Below are 19753 nucleotides of genomic sequence, written 5' to 3' on the forward strand. Positions count from 1 at the left end.
ATTAATTACTTAAGGTCTAGCAGTCCAAAAACTTCACTATGAGAATGGTTAATATCTATAATGTGAAAATTCAATTTGGTTTCGTTTTTAAGGATATTATAGATTGCCAACGAACGAGCATCAGAAGTCACAAAGTAATTGATTGACGTTTCAGTATCTGACTGAGCAAAAAGTTTGGAATCATTTGGTATAACAGTTCGAGGTTTTAATTCTTCTCTTGTTTTACCCTTTTCGGTAAAAACTATCTTAGCAAACTCTCCTGTTCTTTTAGCATGATTCAAATTAAATTAATATCTGAATATTCTTTAAAGGCAACTCATTAATTGAACCCAAAACACAATACTCTGCTATAGAAATAGTAGATATTTTTAAGATAACTCCTTGTTCAAGAAAATATTTAAAATACCCTCTTGCATTAGTATGTAATGGGTCTTCATCATTTAATAATCTAATGAAGAAACTGGTGTCTAACAAAACACTATAATTCATACGTCCCTCTTAAATTAAATAACCATTCATTTGCATCAATTCCATTCCAATTCTTTTTTGCTTTACCAATTAAAGCATTGAGGTATGAATCATCATATTTAGGATTAAAGTCTATTAACTCCAAGAGTGTTAAAGTACTTTTATCAATTTCGCCTGTATCTATATTTTGTTTTCCGTACACCCTGACACCATATTTTTTATATAGCACATTTTCTTCTTGACCCTCCAAAAATGTCTTTGATGTATCTATTGTTAAAGAGCCAAAATCTGGAGTATCGATATGAATATTAGCTTTACTTTTCCCGCCAGCATTGGTAAGAGTGCCATAAAAATATAGCTCTGCATCTACCCAGATATTTTTTGTTCTAACAAAACTCGTCTGAGGGGTAATTCTTAGTTCAAGTTCATTATCTTTTCTCAATGAAGTTCTAAACTCAAATTCATAGTTTTTTTGGATAGATAGTGCTTGGATATTCTCAATAGCCTGAGCTGTTTTTAGTTCTAAAAAATCTATTGAGTTAAGATGGCTAATTTGAGTTAAAACAGCACTTAAACTGATAACAGCTTGGAGACCAGTTCTAAAGACATTCCTTACCGAACCTTTTTCAAGATTATAACTAATTAGAGGTCTGTCTTTTTTATTAATGGGATAGAGTAAATCTTCAACATTTTGTAGAAGCAAAGAAATCTCCTTTATATCATAACTTTCTGGTGAAAGCTTGATATTACCATAGTTACCAATAACTCTTATCTCTATATCTCCGAATTTTTCCATTTGTTACAAATATACAAATTTACGAAATGACAAATACTTTTGTCAATAACAATCCTTTCTGGATTTCTGTTTTCTTTAATACACCCTCCTATCAAGCCAATTCTCCATTGAACACATAAACTTTTTTTTGGAAACAAGTCAATTTATTTTTGGGTTTACGACTTATCATAAAAGTTCTTAATCTTGTAGGTTGTAAGTATTAAAACCAAAACGAAAACTCATGTTACAATTTCTTAAATATGTTTTAGCTACCATAGTCGGATTAATAGTTTTCTCTATTGTTAGCCTTTTTATAATTATTGGTATTGCTGCCGCAGTTGGCTCTTCTAAAGACGAAACTACTCTTAAGGATAATTCTGTTTTAAAATTAGACCTCAATCATAGCATTGTTGAAAATGTTAGCGACGATGAAAATCCTTTCAAGGATTTAGGTGGAGCATTCATGGACAATAATGAAAGCATTGGTATGGTTCAAATCAGAGAGGCTTTGAAACGTGCCGCCGTTGATAGTCATATCAAAGGAATTTATTTACAAGCACATTACCCTCAGGCAGGCTATGCTCAATTAGAAGAAATCCGCAATGCGCTGTTAGATTTCAAAAAATCTGGAAAGTTTATCTATAGCTACGGCGAATCATTTACTGAAAAAGGATATTATGTTACCTCGGTATCTGATAAAATTTATTTGAACCCTGCGGGCGGAATGGATTTCAACGGTATCAGTGCTGAAGTAAGTTTTTATAAAGGTGCTTTAGATAAACTAGATATCAAGCCCGTAGTTTTCAGAGTAGGCGAATATAAATCAGCGGTTGAACCTTATCTTCGTGAAAACATGAGTGATGCCAATAAGCAACAATACTCATTACTACTAAATAGTATCAACAATCATATCTTTGAGCAAATTGCAAAATCAAGAAACATCGACGTTGCAACGTTGAAAAAGGTTGCTGATGAATTAATTGCCTACAAACCAAAAGGAGCTTTAGCATCAAAATTGGTGACAGATGTGGGATATTACGATGAATTTGAGGCTGATTTCAAGAAGAAGTTAAAGAAAGAAACAGAAGACAAAATTGATTTCGTAGGTCTTTCAAAATTCTTAAAAGCAGAATCTGCTATTCCTTTTAACGACTCTCAAAACAAAATTGCCGTAATTGTAGGTGAAGGAGCGATTATCGGAGCAAAAGCAGATAAAGGAAATATTGGCTCGGATGATTGGGTGGCTGAACTTCGTAAAGCTCGTGAAGATAAAAAAGTAAAAGCCATTGTATTAAGAATTGATAGCCCAGGGGGTTCTTCATTAGCTTCTGATGTAATGTGGCGTGAAGTAGAATTAACCAGAAAAGTAAAACCTGTGATTGCTTCAATGGCAGACTACGCAGCGTCTGGAGGATACTACATGGCAATGGCGGCTGATACTATCGTTGCTGAACCAACAACCATTACAGGGTCTATCGGGATTTTTGCTCAGTTTTTCAACTTTGAAAACTTCTTGAAGAACAAATTGGGTATTACCAACGACCGTGTAAATACTAATGCTCATTCTGATTTCCCAACAGTTACTCGTGAAATGACTGATTTTGAAAAAGATTGGTTTCAGAGAAGTGTAGATGCAGGCTACGAAACCTTTACTTCTAAAGCGGCAAAAGGTAGAAAAATGACGATTGAGAAATTGAAATCATTAGCAGGAGGACACGTTTGGTCGGGAATAGAAGCAAAAGCGAATGGTTTAGTAGATGTATTAGGAGGCTTGGACGATGCAATTAAGATTGCAGCGAAAAAAGCAAAACTAAAAGATGGTGATTATAAAGCGAAGTTTTATCCACAACCAAAATCTTTCATTGAAGAAATTTTTGAGAAAAAAGAGGAAGAAGCACAAGCTAAAATTATGAAAGCACAATTTGGTGAATTAGCACCTTATGTAAAACAAATTCAAGACTTGAAAGCTCGTGAAGGCTTAATGACTTTGATGCCTGAGGTGATTGAATTTAAATAGATTTTGAAATATTAAGCATAAGTCATTCAGAATTTCCCTTTAAAATAAAAAGTTTTAGAAGGCTTGAAGAGTTTTTATTTTATTGTCGACCTTACTTTTTGTCTTGATACAAAAAGTAACAAAAAAATCAAGAATTCCTAAACTCGCTTCGCTCAAACAGTAGGAATTCGTTGCTTATCAATCACAAAAAAGCGGTCTAAAATAGTTTTCTGACCGCTTTTTTGATTTTAAAATTTGAGATAACTCATATTTAATATCTTTAGCTTTAGACGAATCACAATGAATAAAAGTTAATGATTATCTTGTTTTAATTTTTCGCCAACTCTAAAATTTGATAGCCGACAACTGAAGTCCGATTTCCGAATTTATATTTCTCATTGACTATTCTTATGAAAAAATGGATACCTTTTTTAACAATTGTTATCTTCTTGGCTGCTTGTACAAGCAAAGTCTCTACAGTTTTTGTGGTACGCCATGCAGAGAAGGATTTAGTCTATAAAGGTGATGACCATTTCCGTCCTTTAAGTGCTTCGGGGTATCAACGTGCTGGTAAACTTGCCAAACGTTTAGCCAATGAAAAAATTACTAAAATTTATGCTACTGAATACCTAAGAGTACAACAAACTGGCGACTCTCTGCGTATCAATAATCAAATAGATACTACTATTTATAGTGCTAGAAATGCTCATTTTTTGGATAAAGTTGAACCTCGTAAAAACATTTTAATCATTGGACATTCGAATACTGTTCCTGAAATTGTTAGGCTTTTGGGTGCAAACTTTGACCTAAAAATAATTCCAGAGAGCGAATATGACAATTTGTATGTCGTAAAAATAAAAGACAAAAAACTCGTTGAATTCAAGGCCGAGAAGTATTAAAACTTCAAACCCAAATCTAGAGAAATTAGCCCATTTTTAGTAATTAAATTACTATAGCCTTTTGTGTGGTTAATTTCGGTTAAGCCTCTTTGGTATTGAATCCCAAAAATAAAAGAATCGTCTCCGCCATTCAATCGCTTTTCAATACCAAATCCTAACAATAGATTGATATCTCCCAAACTAAAAACATCTGGTTGATTCATTACCCGTTGGCTATATTGATAAAGCGGATTGGAGGTTCTATCAATGGGTTTTTCGGCAATTTTCAAATCGAACGTACCTCCAAACTGCAAATAAACAGGTGTATCTGAAAAAACACCGTCACTAAAAATCTTGAGTGTAACGGGCACTTGTAAATATTGTAGGTTATATGCCGCTTTATTCCCCGTATGCTCATCGGCAGTGAGTGGATACGTGCCAAACAAATCATTATCATAAAAATTGCTTCCAACAGCATAACTAACTCCTTTGACACTGTACCATAATCCTGTACTAAAAGCATATTTTTCGGCAAAATAGAAATCTATTACAGGTCCTAAGCTCATTTTCAGGTTGATTCCCGATGCATCAAAACCGCGGAATTCCTTTGATGCATCTACTTCGTTGAGTGTAATAGTGGGTGAAAATTTAAACCCTATTTTTAATTTATATAGCCCGTTACGATACCCTCCGCCATATCCAGAACCGTATCCATAATTTTGAGCGTAACCTCTCGTTATCATCAACAGAATAAAAAGGACTAAAAATGCGTTTTTCTTCATAATTTTGTACTGTTAAATATGGTTTTGAAACTTAGACGAATACTACTGCTTAAAACTATTAATCTAAAAAACTTATGCTTCAAAAGTATAAATATTATATTATTCTCCTCTTTTCAAGCTTAGTTTTTGCTTGTACTTCCGAACAAGATAGTTCTTCTGAACCCGATGTTAGTTCGGTAAAAGTAAATGTAGCTATTCAACGACTTGACAAAGATTTACTTGCGTGTAAAGACAAAAATCAGTTAATAAATTTCTTCAATGCACATAAAAGCTTTGTGAGTACTTACTTTCAAGTTTTACCACAAGACTTTGATAAATTGGCTGAAAGATTACTCCCAGTAATCACCAATCAGGCTTTTCAAGACTTTTATAAGCAATCTCAAGAACAAGCTTTTTTTGGAAATACCGAGCTTGAAGATGATTTTAAAGAAGCTTTTCAGCACCTGAAATATTATTATCCTGACTTCAAAGAGCCTAAAATTATTACAATTTTTACAGGTTTTTTTGCGCAGGATATACTAAGTAGTCCAGAATTAATAATTTCGGACTCATTAATTATTATTGGATTAGATTATTTCATGGGAAAGAAAGGAAAATTCTTACCTGACATTTATGACTATCAATTAAGGAAAGCTTCTCCTCATGCTATTGTGCCACAAGCTGTGCTTTTACTTTCTGCCAAATACAATGCAACCAAACCTTCTGAAAAATCGTTATTAGCAGATATGGTTTGGTATGGAAAAAGTTATGTTTTTGGTCATACGATGATGCCCTCAAAGGCTGATAGCCTGTTTATTGGTTATTCAGATGCACAATTGACCGACTGTTATACGTTCCAAAAAGATATTTGGGCTCATTTTATTGATAATAAATTATTGCATACCAATGATGACCCCATCAAAGCAAAGTATATCATGGATAGACCTACGACGCCTGAGATTGGAGCATCTTGTCCAGGGGGAATCGGTCGTTGGCTAGGCTGGCGAATTGTAGGAAAATATTTTGACGAGAATGATAAACTGACGATTCAGGAATTGATGAAGGAAACAAATGCCCAGAAGATTTTTGAAGAGTCTCATTATAAAGGATTACCAGATGAGGAAGAGTGATTTTGGCTTAGGCTTTGAACAGCAAACTCTCCAATTTTTCTATTAGGGGGCGACTTAAGTCGCCCCCTAATAGAAAGTGAATATTGTACGTGTGTGATAAATATACCTAAAATTTTTGCACACTTATTAAATTTAGGGTTACATACTCGAGCTTTATGCTTGATATTTAAACAATCACTTAATCACTAATTCATAACTAAATTAATAGCTTTTTAGTAATTAACCCAAAAAATGGCAAAGCGAAGTAGCAATTTTGGAGCAGAGGTTTCTCCAGAAGACAAGAAAAAAGTAAGCAAAGAAGGTTTTCAGAAAGCCTTAAAGATTTTTAGATTTACCCTTCCTTATAAAGGCACATTTTTAATAGGTTTTATATTTTTGGTACTCTCGCAGATTACCACTATGAGTATTCCTTTATTGATGGGTCAAATGGTTGGCTCAATAGTTTCACCAGACAAACTACCAGACGCTGCTTCGGGAATGAGTAGTGGTATGATGACGGATAAACTTCAACACGTTTTTCATGAAGCACCTAAATTTACCTTGAACGAAGTAACTCTTTTCTTTATTGGATTACTTATTTTACAATCTGTATTCTCTTTTTTCAGAGTATATACATTTACAAGGGTTTCTGAACAATCAATGCGTGATTTACGCAATGCCCTATATAGTAAAATCATTACGTTACCAGTTCCTTTTTTTGAAAAAAATCGTGTGGGTGAATTAATGAGTAGAATTACAACAGACATTGGTCAGCTACAAGATATCCTATCTATTACACTGGCAGAACTTTTTCGTCAAGTATTTACTTTAGTCGGTGGTATTGTATTAATCTCTTACTTATCGAGCAAGCTAACGCTTTTTATGTTGCTTACTTTCCCATTCTTGGTAATTGCTGCCATTGTTTTTGGGAGATTTATTCGTAAAAATTCTAAAAAGGTACAAGACGAACTAGCCGCTACTAACATCATTGTTGAAGAAACGTTACAATCTATCAATGTTGTAAAAGCTTTCACCAATGAAAGCCTAGAAGCGCATCGATATGGGCTATCTGTTCAAAAAGTAGTAGATTATGCCTTAAAGGCTGCTACTTTCAGAGGAGGCTTTATTTCGTTTATTATTTTTGTACTGTTTGGTGGCGTAGTGGGCGTAGTATGGTATGGTGGTAATTTGGTATTGCAAGGCGAATTATCCTTCAAAGACCTTTTCACTTTTATCATTTATACAGGTTTTATCGGAGGTTCTGTAGGTGGTTTGGGCGATATGTATGCGCAGATTCAAAAAACAGTAGGTGCTTCTGAACGTATTTTAGAAATTTTAGATGAAGAATCAGAAGTAAAAATTGTTGACATAAATGCTCCGAAAACAGCTGTTATACCAGCACCAGCGAAGACAAATAATGAGCTTGCTATCCCTAAAATTCAATACAAGAATGTTGCTTTTAATTATCCTTCTCGCCCAGATATGGAAGTGTTGAAGAATATTTCTTTATCTGTAAAATCTGGCGAAAAAATAGCCTTAGTTGGTCATTCGGGGGCAGGAAAATCAACCATTGTGCAATTATTAATGCGTTATTATCACCTTTCCAAAGGGGAAGTTTTAGTAGATGGTAAAAACATCAACACTTTTGATATTACAGAATTAAGAAAAAATATAGCCATTGTACCGCAAGAAGTAATGCTTTTTGGTGGCACAATTTATGAAAACATTGCTTATGGTAATCCAGAAGCAACAGAGGATTTGGTCATTGAAGCCGCCAGAAAAGCAAATGCTTTAGATTTTATCAATTCATTTCCTGAAGGTTTTAAAACGATTGTGGGTGAACGTGGCGTAAAACTTTCGGGTGGGCAACGTCAGCGTATTGCTATTGCTCGTGCGATTTTAAAAGACCCTGCCATTTTGGTGTTAGACGAAGCAACAAGTGCACTAGATTCGGAATCTGAAAGATTGGTTCAAGATGCCCTAGACCGCTTGATGCAAAACCGTACTACAATAATTATTGCCCATCGCTTAGCAACTATTCGTAATGTAGATACAATCTATGTATTGAAAGATGGCAAAGTAGCCGAAAAAGGAACACATGACGAATTGGTCTTGATTGATGAAGGAATTTATGCTAACTTAGTAAAGTTGCAGTTTGAAAATGCAATGATAATAGAATGAAACCAGCAATAAAAGACACATTAAAATCATATAACCTTCGCCAAACAGACTGTCGTGAAGGTATTTTAGATGTTTTTATGAGCAAAGAACATGCTTTGGCTCATGCAGATGTGGAATCGCAATTAACTGAACAGTTTGATAGAGTAACAGTATATAGAACCTTAAAAACTTTTGTAGATAAGGGATTAATTCATAAAGTGCTGGACGATGAGGGTAGTATTAAATATGCACTTTGTAAAGACAATTGCCATTCAGAAGACCATACTCATCACCACGACCATGTGCATTTTAAATGTACTACTTGTGGCTTAACAACTTGTTTAGATCATGTGGTGATTCCTAATTTTATTCTGCCCGAAGGATATAAACGTGTTGAGACTAATTTGTTAGTACAAGGGGTTTGTAAGGCTTGTAATCGATAGTTTCTGTAGACTTGAGGATGTTGAGACTTAAGGACTAGAGGACTCTGGATATTAGACTAAAAGATGCTAGATGTTAGACTAGAAGACGCCAGATGTTTGGACTAGAGGATGCTAGATATTAGACTAGAAGACGCTACATATTAGACTAAAAGATGCTAGATGTTAGACTAGAAGACGCTAGATGTTTGGACTAGAGGATGCTAGATATTAGACTAGAAGACGCTACATATTAGACTAAGAGATGCTAGATGTTAGACTAGAAGACGCTAGATATGAGACTAGAAGATATTAGATATGAGACTAGAAGATGTTAGATGTTAAACTAGAGCAGTCGCACTAAAAATATGTTTTTTCTATTAGGCTATTCAGTGATGGATAGCCTATTTTTATGATATATTATAAACGAATAACAGCGTTCATTCAGCATTGATTAATCTTTTAGTCCTAAAGTCTTCTAATCTTAAAGTCCATAACCGGTCTCCCAGCAAACATCGCATAAAAAGGGCTGTTGGGCGAATATTCTTTTGATAATTTATTAATTTGGCAAATTATTACTTATTTGTGGCTTAAATCTTCATCAAATCATTAACAAATTCATGAAAAAACATTTTTTATTACTTTTTTCATTGCTTTCCGCAGGAAGTACTATAGCTCAAAGCCCGCTGTTACTTCGCCAACCAAGTATTAATAACGACGGTTCGGTAGTATCATTTTCATATCAAGGAGACATCTGGACTGTACCAAGCTCAGGTGGAAATGCAACAAGGCTTACCATTCATGAGGCCTACGAGAATAATCCTATTTTTAGCCCTGATGGCAAGCAAATAGCCTTCTCAGGTACTCGCTTTGGCAATAACGATATTTTTGTAATACCTGCAACAGGTGGCTTGCCTAAACGGTTGACTTATCACTCAAGTCAAGATGTAGTAGCTAGCTGGACACAGAGCGATAAAATATTATTCTCTACAAGCCGTGAATTTAAACAAATTGAACGCCCACAAGAAGTTTATACGATTAGTCCCAAAGGGGGAACAGAGTCTCGTTTATTAGAAGCCGTTGGTTTCGACCCTGTGCTATCACCTGACGGAAAATTGGTAGCCTTTGTCCGTGGAGACATTAACCCTGTAGCTCGTCAGGCTTATAATGGTAGCTCAAACAGAGATATTTGGATGTACAATACCAAAAACAAGAGCTTTAATAAAATAACCCTTTTTGATACCAACGACATCATTCCTCAATGGGGCAAGAATGGCTTACTTTACTTTTTGAGTAGCGTTGACGGAGCGTATAACTTATACCAAATCAAAATTTCGGACGAAGGTAAGGCAATAGGTGCTCCTAAAAAATTAACGCAATTTAAAGATGAATCTATTCGTCATTTTAGTATTTCAAATGATGGTAATACTATCGTATTTGAAAAAGAAATGGCACTTTTCACCTATAAAATTGCGAATGGTGCCATTGATAAAATCAACGTGATCATCAATGCAGATGAGCGTTTTGATGCATCAGAACAAAAAACATTGGCTACTGGTCTAGATAATTACAAAGTTTCTCCGAACGGTAAATTACTTGCTTATAGCATTCGTGGAGAAATTTTCATCAAGGAAGCTGACAAAGAAAAAACAAAAAGCATTAATGTTTCTAAACATGCTTTCCGTGACGTTTCACCAGCTTGGTTGAATGACTCAACTTTGTTGTTTACTAGCGACCGCAACAATGGCAATTTTGATTTGTATCTAGTAAATTCTGCTGATGGTGCTGAGCATAATATCTTCAAATCGTTGAAACATCAAATCGTACAACTTACTAAAACGCCAGAAGATGAGACTTCTCCTACAGTTTCACCAGATAATAAAAAGATTGCTTATGTAAGAGGGAGAGGCAACTTTATCGTTGCTGATATTAGTGCTGATGGAAAACTAACGAACGAAAAAATCTTGTCAGAAGGTTGGAACAATCCTTCTGACATCGCTTGGAGCCCTGATAGCAAATACATCGCTTATAGTCAATCTGATTTATATTATAACCAAGAAGTATATATCAGAACGGCTGATAATTCAAGCAAACCTGTCAATGTTAGTATGCACCCACGTGGCGATAGTAATCCATTCTGGAGTGCTGATGGTTCTAAATTAGGTTTTGTTTCAGAAAGAAGCGCTGGTCGTAGTGCTGACGTTTGGTTTGTATGGTTGAAAAAAGAAGATTGGGAAAAAGAAACACAAGACTGGCAAGAAAAAGAAACACCTGCTCCTGATGCTAAACCAGAGAAAAAAAGTGTAAAACCAATCGTTATCGATTTTGATAATATCCACGAAAGAGTAGTACAAGTAACAAATTTCCCTGGCGATGAAAACGATTTTGTGATTTCAAAAGATGGTGAAACATTCTTTTATACTACATCAACTAGCTCGGCAAAAGGTAGAGATTTATACAGTGTTAAATGGGATGGGAAAGAACTAAAAGAAATTACGAAAGGTGGCAGTAACCCTAATAACCTAACATTAGATAAGGAAGGTAAATATATCTACTATACAAAAATGGGCGGTAGCTTATCTCGCGTTGATGTAAAAACGGGGATGTCTGAACCAATGCCGTTTGCTGCCAAAATGAAAATAGACTATTTGGCAGAACGCACACAGGTATTTGAAGAAGCTTGGAGAACCATTCGTGATGGTTTTTATGACCCTAAGTTCCACGGAAACAACTGGGTACAATTGCACGATAAATACAAAGAGCGTTGTATCAATGCTAGTACTTCTAATGACTTTAGAGATATGTTTAATTTACTATTAGGTGAATTAAATTCTAGCCACATGGGCTTAACCGCACCAGACCGTGCTGAAACGCAGAGAGAATTGACTGGATTGTTAGGAACAGAACTTATTCCAACGCCAACGGGTATGAAAGTAAACCATGTTGTACCAGAAACACCTGTAACAAAAATTAAGAGTGTTATCAACGAAGGCGAAACCATCACTGCTATCAACGGACAACAAGTTAGCGAAAACGAAAACTTCTATAGTTTGTTAAATGGATTAGCGAACGAAAAAGTAATCGTCAGTGTAGTTGATGCCGCAGGTAAAAGTAGAGAAGTGGTAGTGCGTCTTACACAAAGCATTAGTGATAATTTATACAATGAATGGGTTGAAGGCAGAAAGAAATTAGTAGAAAAATTCTCGAATGGTCGTCTAGGTTATATTCACATTAAAAGCATGGATTTCCCTAGTTTTGAAGTTGTAGAAAGAGAATTTACTGCTGCTGGTTATGGCAAAGAAGGTATTTTGATTGATGTTCGTTATAATGGTGGTGGGTCGACAACGGATTATTTAATGACTATTTTAAATTATAAACAACATGCTTATACCATTCCAAGAGGTGCAAGCAATGATTTAGAAAAGGACAAGAAAAAATTTAGAGACTATTACCCAATAGGTGAACGCTTGGTATATGCAGCTTGGACAAAGCCATCAATTGCTCTTTGTAATGAAGGAAGTTATTCTAATGCTGAGATTTTCTCACACGCATACAAATCTTTGGGTATAGGTAAATTAGTAGGCTTACCAACAAATGGTTCGGTAATTTCAACAGGAGGAAAATCATTAATGGATGGTTCGTTTGTTAGATTGCCGGGAAGAGGTTGGTACACTAAAACAACTGATAAAAACCAAGAGTTAGGTGCTGCCATTCCTGATGTTATCGTTGAAAACACACCAGACTGGATAGCTAAAGGCACTGACGAACAATTGAAAGTAGCAGTGGAAACACTATTGAAAGATATTGATGCTAAAAAGTAAAATTGTTTAGTAAAAATGAAAATCCGTAATCAACAAATTGTTGGTTACGGATTTTTTATGGACTGGTCGGGAGACCAGCCATGGGTATTTGTTAGGATACCAACCATGTTTATTCATCGGGCAACCAATGATAGTGTTGCCTAACACCCATGGCTGGTCTCCCGACCAGTCCATAAATGCGTAAGCAATCCATGAGTACGAAGCAATAAAACTAAAACCTATCCATAAAATGAGTAATAAACCCATAATTATCTTCTCCAAGTTCATAAAACTTAGCTGAAGACCAAACATAATTTTCAGGTCTATTTGCCAAATTCCATCTTTCCTGCAATGGATTCAAGTGTATATATGCTAGTTTTTGAATAAACATTTCTCGTGAAAAAACCCTTATTGCTAAAGCGTCTCTTTGCCAAAAGTGATATTGTCGGTCATTTTTTTCAGACTTGAATTTTTCTAATATGTGAGGATGATTTTTACTTAAATCATGCTTAAATTGATGTGCTGTAAACTTAGTAAAACTAGTATCAGGCATTTCTTTTCCATTCTTTTTTAACATCTCCCAAAGGAGATGTATATGATTTGGCATAATGACAAATCCATAGATTTTTATACAATCACGTTCTACTAAATTTCTTAAACTGTCTATAATAACAGTTTTATATAAGTCGTGTTTCAATAGATGTTTCCATCCAAGTATTGTTGATGTATAAAAATAAACTTCACCAATCTCCATGTGTGAATTACGTATTTGAGGTGCATTCATAGTGTAGAATTTGTTATAATGGACTGTTTGAAATTAGAATGGGCTGGTCGGGAGAGAAATGGACTGGTCGGGAGACCAGCCATGGGTATCGAGATAAAAGATATTACCTTCTATCTTTAAAGAATTGCTATGTTCTACTCCAATAAAGCCAATACATCATCCTTTGTCAAGGATTTTACAAAACTCTCTTCTGTTGTAATCAATTCGTTCGCTAGGCGTTGTTTGCTTTGCTGTAATGCTAATATTTTTTCTTCAACAGTATTTTTAGTAATAAACTTATATGTAAAAACGGTATTTACTTGCCCTATCCTATGCGCCCTGTCTATTGCCTGAGCCTCAATAGCAGGATTCCACCAAGGGTCTAAGATAAATACATAGTCAGCCGCAGTAAGGTTTAACCCTAGTCCTCCTGCTTTCAAAGAAATTAAAAAAATCTGTATGTCCTCGTTATTCTGAAACTTCTCTACCTGTGCTTGTCGGTCGTGGGTACTTCCGTCTAAATACGCATACGTTCGTGATTCTTGGTCAAGGCGTTCTTTGAAAAGGTCGAGATGTTTCACAAATTGACTAAAAATCAACACTTTATGTCCTTCTTCTAGAATTGTGTCTAGCTTTTCCATTACATCTTCCAACTTACCAGAATCTCCTTGATAATCAGGTTCTGTCATGCGTGGATGATTGGCCAATTGACGTAATTTAGTCAGACCTTGTAACACCACCATTTGTGACATCGCCATGCCTGCTTCTTCGATATGCTCTAAAATTAAGTTCCTAAAATACGATTTTGCTTCTTCATATTCCTTTTGTTGTTGCTCTGTCATCTGAGCATAATGGATGCTTTCTATTTTAGGTGGTAGTTCGGTGGCTACTTGTGACTTATGCCTTCTCAACATAAAAGGCTTGATGATAGAATAAAGCCTTTGCATTTTTACATCGTCCCCTTTCTTTTCAATCGGCACTTGAAATTCATTCCTAAAAAAATGCTGTGAGCCTAATAACCCAGGATTAATGAAGGTCATCTGCGACCATAAATCCATTGTACTATTTTCTAAAGGCGTTCCCGTTAATACTAATCGATTCCGAGAATTCAATTGCATTACGGCTTTAGTGATATAAGAAGATGGATTTTTAATGGCCTGTGATTCATCCAGAATCACATAATTAAATCGATAGTTTTTCAGTAAATCAATATCAATTCTGATGATGCCATAGGTAGTAAGGACTACATCATAATTATCAAAAACTTCAATATTTTTATCGCGATAAGTACCGGTATAAGTCAGTATCCTAAGTTCTGGCGTAAATTTTCGTGCTTCCATCTCCCAGTTATAAATCAAGGAAGTAGGTAAAATCAATAAACTTGGCTGATTATTCTTTTGTTCTTTTTGTGATTGTAACAACGTAAGGGTTTGAACGGTTTTACCCAAGCCCATATCATCCGCCAAACATCCGCCAAAATGATAATCATTCAGAAATCGCATCCAATCGTATCCTGCTTTTTGATAGGGACGCAAACTGCCAGTAAAGCCTTTGGGTAACTGATAGGTTTGCATTTCTTCAAAATCTCTCAGTTTCTCCAACTTTCTACTCAACACTGCCGATGCCAATGACTCACTTTGTAAATCTTGCACCAATGAAAGATGGTGTTTATTCAAGATAAAGCCATCTCTTTCTGAATGATGTTCAATAAAAGCAAAAAGCTCGGAATATTGGGTAAACCAAGTTTCTGGAATCACAGCGATTTCGCCGTTTGGTAACGTAAATTCCCTTTTTTTCTGTAAAATCAAATTTCTAAGTTTCAGAAAAGGTATTTCAAAATCACCAAAATGCACAATCGCATGAATATCGAACCAATCATTTCCTTCGGTAATATTTACTTCTATATTTGAATAACCTAAGAAATATTTTTTAGCATCCTCTTCTACACTCTGTTCTATGGTGAAACCTGTTGCTGTTAGTTCAGCATAATTTTTCTGAATGAGTGCCAATGCATCACTTTTAGGGAGAATCATTCGCCCATTTTTCAGTTCTAAACCCAACGCTTCAAGCTTTGCTAAAGTGGCTTTCTCAAACGTCAAATTTCTTTCTACTTTATGAAAGACATAATCGTCTCCATTTTTTTCCATGCTCACATTTACTTCGGTAGAAAAACTATCGAACCTAAAAGTGAATTTTCCGTATTGAAAAGACAGACTAATGGCTAACGTAACATCTTCTTCTTTCTGAACATCCACATCATTCGCTTCAACCAATACTGTTTGATGACTCTTTTGCTCGGCAAGGTTCAAAATAGGAATAACGGCATATTTTTCGTTCAAAATTTTAAAACCCTTAGGTCGCACATCAAACATACTGATGATGGATGTAACGAATTTGCGGTAATAATCTTCCTCAATGGTCTTGGGTATGACAATAAATTTCTTCTTTAAAAAAGGCCTAAGCTTTTTACCATCTACTTCTTTGGCAAAATGATAAAGCTTATTTTCAAGAATCATCCATGCGGGTTCGTCACAAACGATGTAGGCATTCTTATATTGAAAATCTATTTTTTCCCCTTCATATTTAATCGTAGGATAGTAATGAGTATTTTCTTCATTTCGCATAAAATGAAAAAATACCGTTGCTTTTTCAGACAATACTTCTACTTTTTGCCAGATAGGATTGCCGTCTCCTCCCATGATAAACAATTGTTTGCCTAGCAGTAAGGGCAACATTTCTGCTTTTATTTTTTCGACATAAGCAGCAATTATTTCTTGTAAAGCCTTCTCTCCTTTTTGTTGGTCATATACTTTCAAGAAAAAATCAACGACTGTTCTTTTTTTTGAGCCAACGAATTTTTTATAAATATTTTCTGATTGAAGGTAATCAATGAGCTTTACTAACTGCAAATCGTTTTCGTCTAAGCCGTGTGCAAACTCGTTGATGTTTTTTATCGAAACATTTTGGTTGAGCAAAGTCAATTCTTGTTTGTCATCTAACTGAACGACAAAGGCCTCAAAGAGATAGCCGAGGTACTCGTGGTTGAGTATCGAATAAATAATCTGAAATGGCTGAGAAGTAGAAACTTTCATGATAGATTAGTCAAATTCATTTTTTTGACCAAGTAGAGGTTTTAGTTAACTAAAAAGTTATTCAATAAAGCAAAGAAGTCATTATTTTTTAAGATAATGAATCCTAAATATAGCTAAACTTGATGGGTTTTACCAAATAATTAATCACAAATTTAAGGCTTGATAATAAAAAAGTCGCTTTATAGGATAAAGCGACTTTTTTTAGTTTTAATTATTTTTTCTTCCTTCGTGCCTTTTTTGCTTCGGTTAGTAATTTTTTTGCTTCTTCTCTTTGGGAAGATTTTCGCTCAGAATCATCTATTACCTGTTTGTAATACTCTATCGCAGTATCATAATCTTGGTCTTGCGAAGCTATTTTTCCTAGGGCTATCATCGATGACCAATAATAACCCGAATTAGTCGACCCCGTTTGTTTGGCAAAGTCTATTGTTTTTTGAAAATACGTCTTTGCTTCTTTATTGTCTCTATCATAATTCATCGCATAATAACCCAGAATATAAGCAGCATATCTACCACTCACGCCTTCATAACCAGGATAATGCTCGTCTATTTTTTGCAAAATACTTTTGGCAATGGTTTTAGCTTCAGAAACACGACCAGCTACAAAGGCACTTCTAGCATAGAATCGTTGAAAAAACGGATTGTCTGGGTACGTCTCATACGTGTATTTTGACAAATTCAACGCTTTTTCATTCATGTTTTCTAGTCCATAAATCTGTAATAAAAAGTAGCGTGCCTCTGTACGTGTATAAAAAGCATTATAACTTACTTTTTCTAACTGACTGATTCCTTTTGGCTTATCACCTTTAGGAAACAACCAAAGTACTGGACGAAGCATCGCATAATTCTCTTTTACATAATGGAAGTAATAATTGTAGAGACCATCACCAAACATCAATTCTGGACTAAAATCAGAGAAACTTCTTGACCTATCAAGGTATTTTAGTGCATTTTTTGCGGCAAAAGTAGCCTTCGTCCAATGTTTTCTTTCAGAATGCAAACGTCCTTTAAAAGCATAGGCTGCCGCCATGAAGAAAGCCGCCTCTGGATTTTCAGAATCATCCCATATTTTCTCAGCCTTTTCAATGCTTTTATCCATGTATTCTATACATCGCTCATCGTAAATGACATTTTCAGTATTAGGCACAATTTTCCACCATTCCATTAATCCCAATAAAAATTCAGGGAGCGGATGGTCAGGATATTTTACTTTCAAATAATTAAACTCGCGTTCGGCTTCATAAAACTTGAAATTATACATGTGATTGATAGCCTGTGTCGCTTCAATTTGTACTTCTGTCGTAAGCAAAAGCATTCCTTTTGAACGTTCCTGTTCTGCTTTCTCTGTATCTTTCCACCATTGTGCGTTAGCCATTTGCTGTTGTGAAACCAACAAACTGCACAAGAGGAATACTTTTATATAAATCGATAAATCAAATACTTTTTTCATGGTGATTGTCTTTTCTGGATGTAAATTTAAGGAAATTTTAAGTATTGCTCTAACGAATGATACAACGAAAAGCATTATTAAAAAGTGTCATTTATCCAGATATTCTATTCACAAGAGTAATTACTTGCTTTCTAATGATTTGGCGAGCTCTATAGATTAGCGTATTTTTACAAATTAGAAATCAAGTATTTATGAAATCCACGATACAAGTACACGATAAACATTTTGAAGTATTTATCGAACAAAGCATTTTAGAAAAGCGCATCAATGCCCTTGCCGCTGAAATCAACCAAGACTACACAGGAAAACAACCTTTGTTTTTAGCTATTCTGAATGGCTCATTTATGTTCGCTGCTGAACTGATGAAATCTATTTCGGTAAGTTGCGAAATCACTTTCTTACGAGTTTCCTCTTATCAAGCAACAGCATCTACAGGGAAAGTACACCAGATTTTGGGCTTAACTGAAAATATTGAAAATCGAGACATCATCATTATTGAAGATATTATCGATACTGGACTAACGATGGTTGAAATCAAAAAACAATTGTTGGCTCAAAATCCAAGTTCTTTGTCCATAGCTACGCTTTTCCAAAAACCAGAAGCGTTAAAAGTTCCTATTGATGTGCAATATGTCGGATTTGATTTAGAAAATAAATTTGTATTGGGTTATGGTTTAGATTATGATGGATTAGGAAGAAATCTGGCAGATTTGTATGTATTGTGTGAATAGTGCAGTACAAAGCTTTAGACTATCGCTAAAGAGCAAGGATGCGTTTGGTACAATAGTTGCATATAATACTTGTATATCGAAACAGAAAGGTTTTCATTACTGATGCTCAGCTTGTTACACACAATATTCTATATTGGAATATTGTTATAAAAAAGCAAATATTATTAATTAAATTTGTGGTTCGACAAATAAATCACTAATGAGTAAAGGCGTATTATATTTTGAACTAACAACCCCCGTTGAAGACAATAGACCTGTATTTATTTCAGGGAGTTTCAACGAATGGCTGCCCAATAAAGAAGAATTCCGTTTAAACAAAGTTGAAGACGGAAAATATGAATTGAAGTTACCAGATACTATCAAACTGCCAGAAAGCTTTGAGTATAAATATACCAAAGGTGGATGGAATCAAGTAGAATTAGATGAATTTGGTAAACCTACAGCCAACAGAATATCTAAAGTAAAAACAGGGGTTCTAAAAGACTTTGTACCACACTGGCGACTAGATGGCGAAAATCTTTCGGGTGATTTAATGCCTGAAATCCGCTTAATCTCTGATGCTTTTGAGATACCACAGTTTGATAGAAAGCGTGCTGTGTATATCCTTTTGCCCCATAATTACGAAACATCCGACAAACACTATCCTGTAATTTATTTACAAGACGCTCAGAATTTATTTGGCGGAGGTTCTGTATTTGGAAACTGGGGAATTGATAAGCAATTAGCCGTTTTGGCAGCTCGTGGGCATGGCGATATCATTGTTGTGGCAGTAGCACACGGTGGTGAACAACGCTATCAAGAATATTCGCCCTATAATAACCCAAAAATGGGAAAAGGACAGGGTAGAAAATATACTCAGTTTTTGGCTAAAACGCTAAAACCATATATTGACAAAAACTTTCGTACACGCCCAGAAAGAGAATTTACGGGTATTGGCGGAAGCTCGCTAGGAGGCTTAATCAGTATTTATTCAGGCTTGATGTTTCCAGAAGTATTCGGGAAGTTGATGGTTTTCTCGCCATCACTGTGGGTTTCACCTAATATTTACTTTGATGCGATTGATTTCATTTCACATTTGCCAACCGACATTTATGTATATGCGGGTGGTGACGAAGGAACGATGATGTTACCAAATGTGGAAAAACTAAAGCAAACTTTCCAGAGACAAGGTATCAGAAAAACGGATATTCATCTTTCGTATGACCCTGATGGAATGCACAACGAAGACCAATGGGGCAAAGAATTCCCTAAAGCGATAGAGTGGTTATTCTATCGTTAGTCATTCATGAAAAATTTAATCTTCAAACGGCTCATTTATTTACATTTTTGTAAGTAGATGAGCCGCTTTTTT

Annotated in this window: 15 protein-coding genes; 8 read left to right on the forward strand and 7 right to left on the reverse strand. The window is 35.2% G+C overall.

Annotation, left to right across the window (positions count from 1 at the left end):
- Positions 1–5: 5 nt before the first annotated feature.
- Together VB264_RS19160 and VB264_RS19165 are read right to left on the reverse strand one after the other, a co-directional pair.
- Positions 6–281: a hypothetical protein gene (locus VB264_RS19160; RefSeq protein ID WP_323251971.1), complete on the reverse strand. Its 276-nt coding sequence runs from the start codon at positions 279–281 to the stop codon at positions 6–8.
- 197 nt (positions 282–478) lie between these two features.
- The gene (locus VB264_RS19165) at positions 479–1264 is read right to left on the reverse strand and encodes a hypothetical protein (RefSeq protein ID WP_323251973.1); all 786 of its coding nucleotides are present in this window, start codon (positions 1262–1264) and stop codon (positions 479–481) included.
- Between the two features lie 220 nt (positions 1265–1484).
- Here VB264_RS19165 and sppA point away from each other — a divergent pair, with 220 nt between their 5' ends.
- Positions 1485–3260, forward strand: coding sequence for a signal peptide peptidase SppA (sppA, locus tag VB264_RS19170; RefSeq protein ID WP_323251975.1), 1776 nt, complete (start codon positions 1485–1487; stop codon positions 3258–3260).
- A gap of 389 nt (positions 3261–3649) precedes the next feature.
- Positions 3650–4138 carry a SixA phosphatase family protein gene (locus tag VB264_RS19175; RefSeq protein ID WP_323251977.1) on the forward strand — a complete coding sequence of 163 codons (489 nt, stop codon included), beginning with the start codon at positions 3650–3652 and terminating at the stop codon, positions 4136–4138.
- Here the strand turns inward: VB264_RS19175 and VB264_RS19180 are convergent.
- The gene (locus VB264_RS19180) at positions 4135–4899 is read right to left on the reverse strand and encodes an outer membrane beta-barrel protein (RefSeq protein WP_323251979.1); all 765 of its coding nucleotides are present in this window, start codon (positions 4897–4899) and stop codon (positions 4135–4137) included. The two genes, VB264_RS19175 and VB264_RS19180, sit on opposite strands and share 4 nt — an antisense overlap.
- Before the next feature lie 74 nt (positions 4900–4973).
- On the opposite strand from VB264_RS19180, the gene gldB reads away from it, so the two are divergent.
- The 4 genes from gldB to VB264_RS19200 all read left to right on the forward strand — a co-directional run bounded on the left by gldB (position 4974) and on the right by VB264_RS19200 (position 12387).
- Complete coding sequence (gene gldB / locus VB264_RS19185) at positions 4974–6008, forward strand: gliding motility lipoprotein GldB (RefSeq protein WP_323251981.1); 1035 nt, start codon at positions 4974–4976, stop codon at positions 6006–6008.
- Between the two features lie 231 nt (positions 6009–6239).
- Positions 6240–8168: an ABC transporter ATP-binding protein gene (locus VB264_RS19190; protein WP_323251983.1), complete on the forward strand. Its 1929-nt coding sequence runs from the start codon at positions 6240–6242 to the stop codon at positions 8166–8168.
- Positions 8165–8590, forward strand: a complete 426-nt coding sequence (locus tag VB264_RS19195) for a Fur family transcriptional regulator (protein ID WP_309924688.1) — start codon at positions 8165–8167, stop codon at positions 8588–8590. Before VB264_RS19190 ends, VB264_RS19195 begins: the two co-directional genes overlap by 4 nt.
- 596 nt (positions 8591–9186) lie before the next feature.
- Positions 9187–12387, forward strand: a complete 3201-nt coding sequence (locus VB264_RS19200) for a S41 family peptidase (RefSeq protein WP_323251985.1) — start codon at positions 9187–9189, stop codon at positions 12385–12387.
- 6 nt (positions 12388–12393) lie between these two features.
- Here the strand turns inward: VB264_RS19200 and VB264_RS19205 are convergent, their stop codons facing one another.
- From VB264_RS19205 to VB264_RS19220, 4 genes are all read right to left on the reverse strand, one after another.
- Complete coding sequence (locus VB264_RS19205) at positions 12394–12633, reverse strand: hypothetical protein (protein ID WP_323251987.1); 240 nt, start codon at positions 12631–12633, stop codon at positions 12394–12396.
- A complete protein-coding gene (locus tag VB264_RS19210; RefSeq protein WP_323251989.1) occupies positions 12599–13150 on the reverse strand; it encodes a transposase in 552 nt (183 codons plus the stop codon). Before VB264_RS19210 ends, VB264_RS19205 begins: the two co-directional genes overlap by 35 nt.
- Positions 13151–13284: 134 nt before the next feature.
- Positions 13285–16221: a DEAD/DEAH box helicase gene (locus tag VB264_RS19215; protein WP_323251991.1), complete on the reverse strand. Its 2937-nt coding sequence runs from the start codon at positions 16219–16221 to the stop codon at positions 13285–13287.
- Positions 16222–16432: 211 nt separating this feature from the next.
- Positions 16433–17671 (reverse strand): tetratricopeptide repeat protein, encoded by a 1239-nt coding sequence (locus VB264_RS19220; RefSeq protein ID WP_323251993.1) that lies wholly within the window; start codon positions 17669–17671, stop codon positions 16433–16435.
- Between the two features lie 191 nt (positions 17672–17862).
- Here VB264_RS19220 and hpt point away from each other — a divergent pair, with 191 nt between their 5' ends.
- Together hpt and VB264_RS19230 are read left to right on the forward strand one after the other, a co-directional pair.
- Positions 17863–18402 carry a hypoxanthine phosphoribosyltransferase gene (gene hpt, locus VB264_RS19225; RefSeq protein WP_323251995.1) on the forward strand — a complete coding sequence of 180 codons (540 nt, stop codon included), beginning with the start codon at positions 17863–17865 and terminating at the stop codon, positions 18400–18402.
- Between the two features lie 199 nt (positions 18403–18601).
- On the forward strand, positions 18602–19681 hold the full coding sequence (locus VB264_RS19230; RefSeq protein ID WP_323251997.1) for an alpha/beta hydrolase: 1080 nt from the start codon (positions 18602–18604) through the stop codon (positions 19679–19681).
- The last annotated feature ends 72 nt before the right edge of the window (positions 19682–19753 follow it).

Origin of the sequence: Arcicella aquatica (assembly GCF_034928825.1) — a bacterium.
Taxonomy (GTDB): Bacteria; Bacteroidota; Bacteroidia; order Cytophagales; family Spirosomataceae; genus Arcicella; species Arcicella aquatica.

What these genes read in the sequence shown, in the direction of transcription:
- VB264_RS19165 (WP_323251973.1), bottom strand. Translation starts at nt 1,264, where the DNA reads ATGGAAAAATTCGGAGATATAGAGATAAGAGTTATTGGTAACTATGGT.
- sppA (WP_323251975.1), top strand. Translation starts at nt 1,485, where the DNA reads ATGTTACAATTTCTTAAATATGTTTTAGCTACCATAGTCGGATTAATA.
- VB264_RS19175 (WP_323251977.1), top strand. Translation starts at nt 3,650, where the DNA reads ATGAAAAAATGGATACCTTTTTTAACAATTGTTATCTTCTTGGCTGCT.
- VB264_RS19180 (WP_323251979.1), bottom strand. Translation starts at nt 4,899, where the DNA reads ATGAAGAAAAACGCATTTTTAGTCCTTTTTATTCTGTTGATGATAACG.
- gldB (WP_323251981.1), top strand. Translation starts at nt 4,974, where the DNA reads ATGCTTCAAAAGTATAAATATTATATTATTCTCCTCTTTTCAAGCTTA.
- VB264_RS19190 (WP_323251983.1), top strand. Translation starts at nt 6,240, where the DNA reads ATGGCAAAGCGAAGTAGCAATTTTGGAGCAGAGGTTTCTCCAGAAGAC.
- VB264_RS19195 (WP_309924688.1), top strand. Translation starts at nt 8,165, where the DNA reads ATGAAACCAGCAATAAAAGACACATTAAAATCATATAACCTTCGCCAA.
- VB264_RS19200 (WP_323251985.1), top strand. Translation starts at nt 9,187, where the DNA reads ATGAAAAAACATTTTTTATTACTTTTTTCATTGCTTTCCGCAGGAAGT.
- VB264_RS19205 (WP_323251987.1), bottom strand. Translation starts at nt 12,633, where the DNA reads ATGGGTTTATTACTCATTTTATGGATAGGTTTTAGTTTTATTGCTTCG.
- VB264_RS19210 (WP_323251989.1), bottom strand. Translation starts at nt 13,150, where the DNA reads ATGAATGCACCTCAAATACGTAATTCACACATGGAGATTGGTGAAGTT.
- VB264_RS19215 (WP_323251991.1), bottom strand. Translation starts at nt 16,221, where the DNA reads ATGAAAGTTTCTACTTCTCAGCCATTTCAGATTATTTATTCGATACTC.
- VB264_RS19220 (WP_323251993.1), bottom strand. Translation starts at nt 17,671, where the DNA reads ATGAAAAAAGTATTTGATTTATCGATTTATATAAAAGTATTCCTCTTG.
- hpt (WP_323251995.1), top strand. Translation starts at nt 17,863, where the DNA reads ATGAAATCCACGATACAAGTACACGATAAACATTTTGAAGTATTTATC.
- VB264_RS19230 (WP_323251997.1), top strand. Translation starts at nt 18,602, where the DNA reads ATGAGTAAAGGCGTATTATATTTTGAACTAACAACCCCCGTTGAAGAC.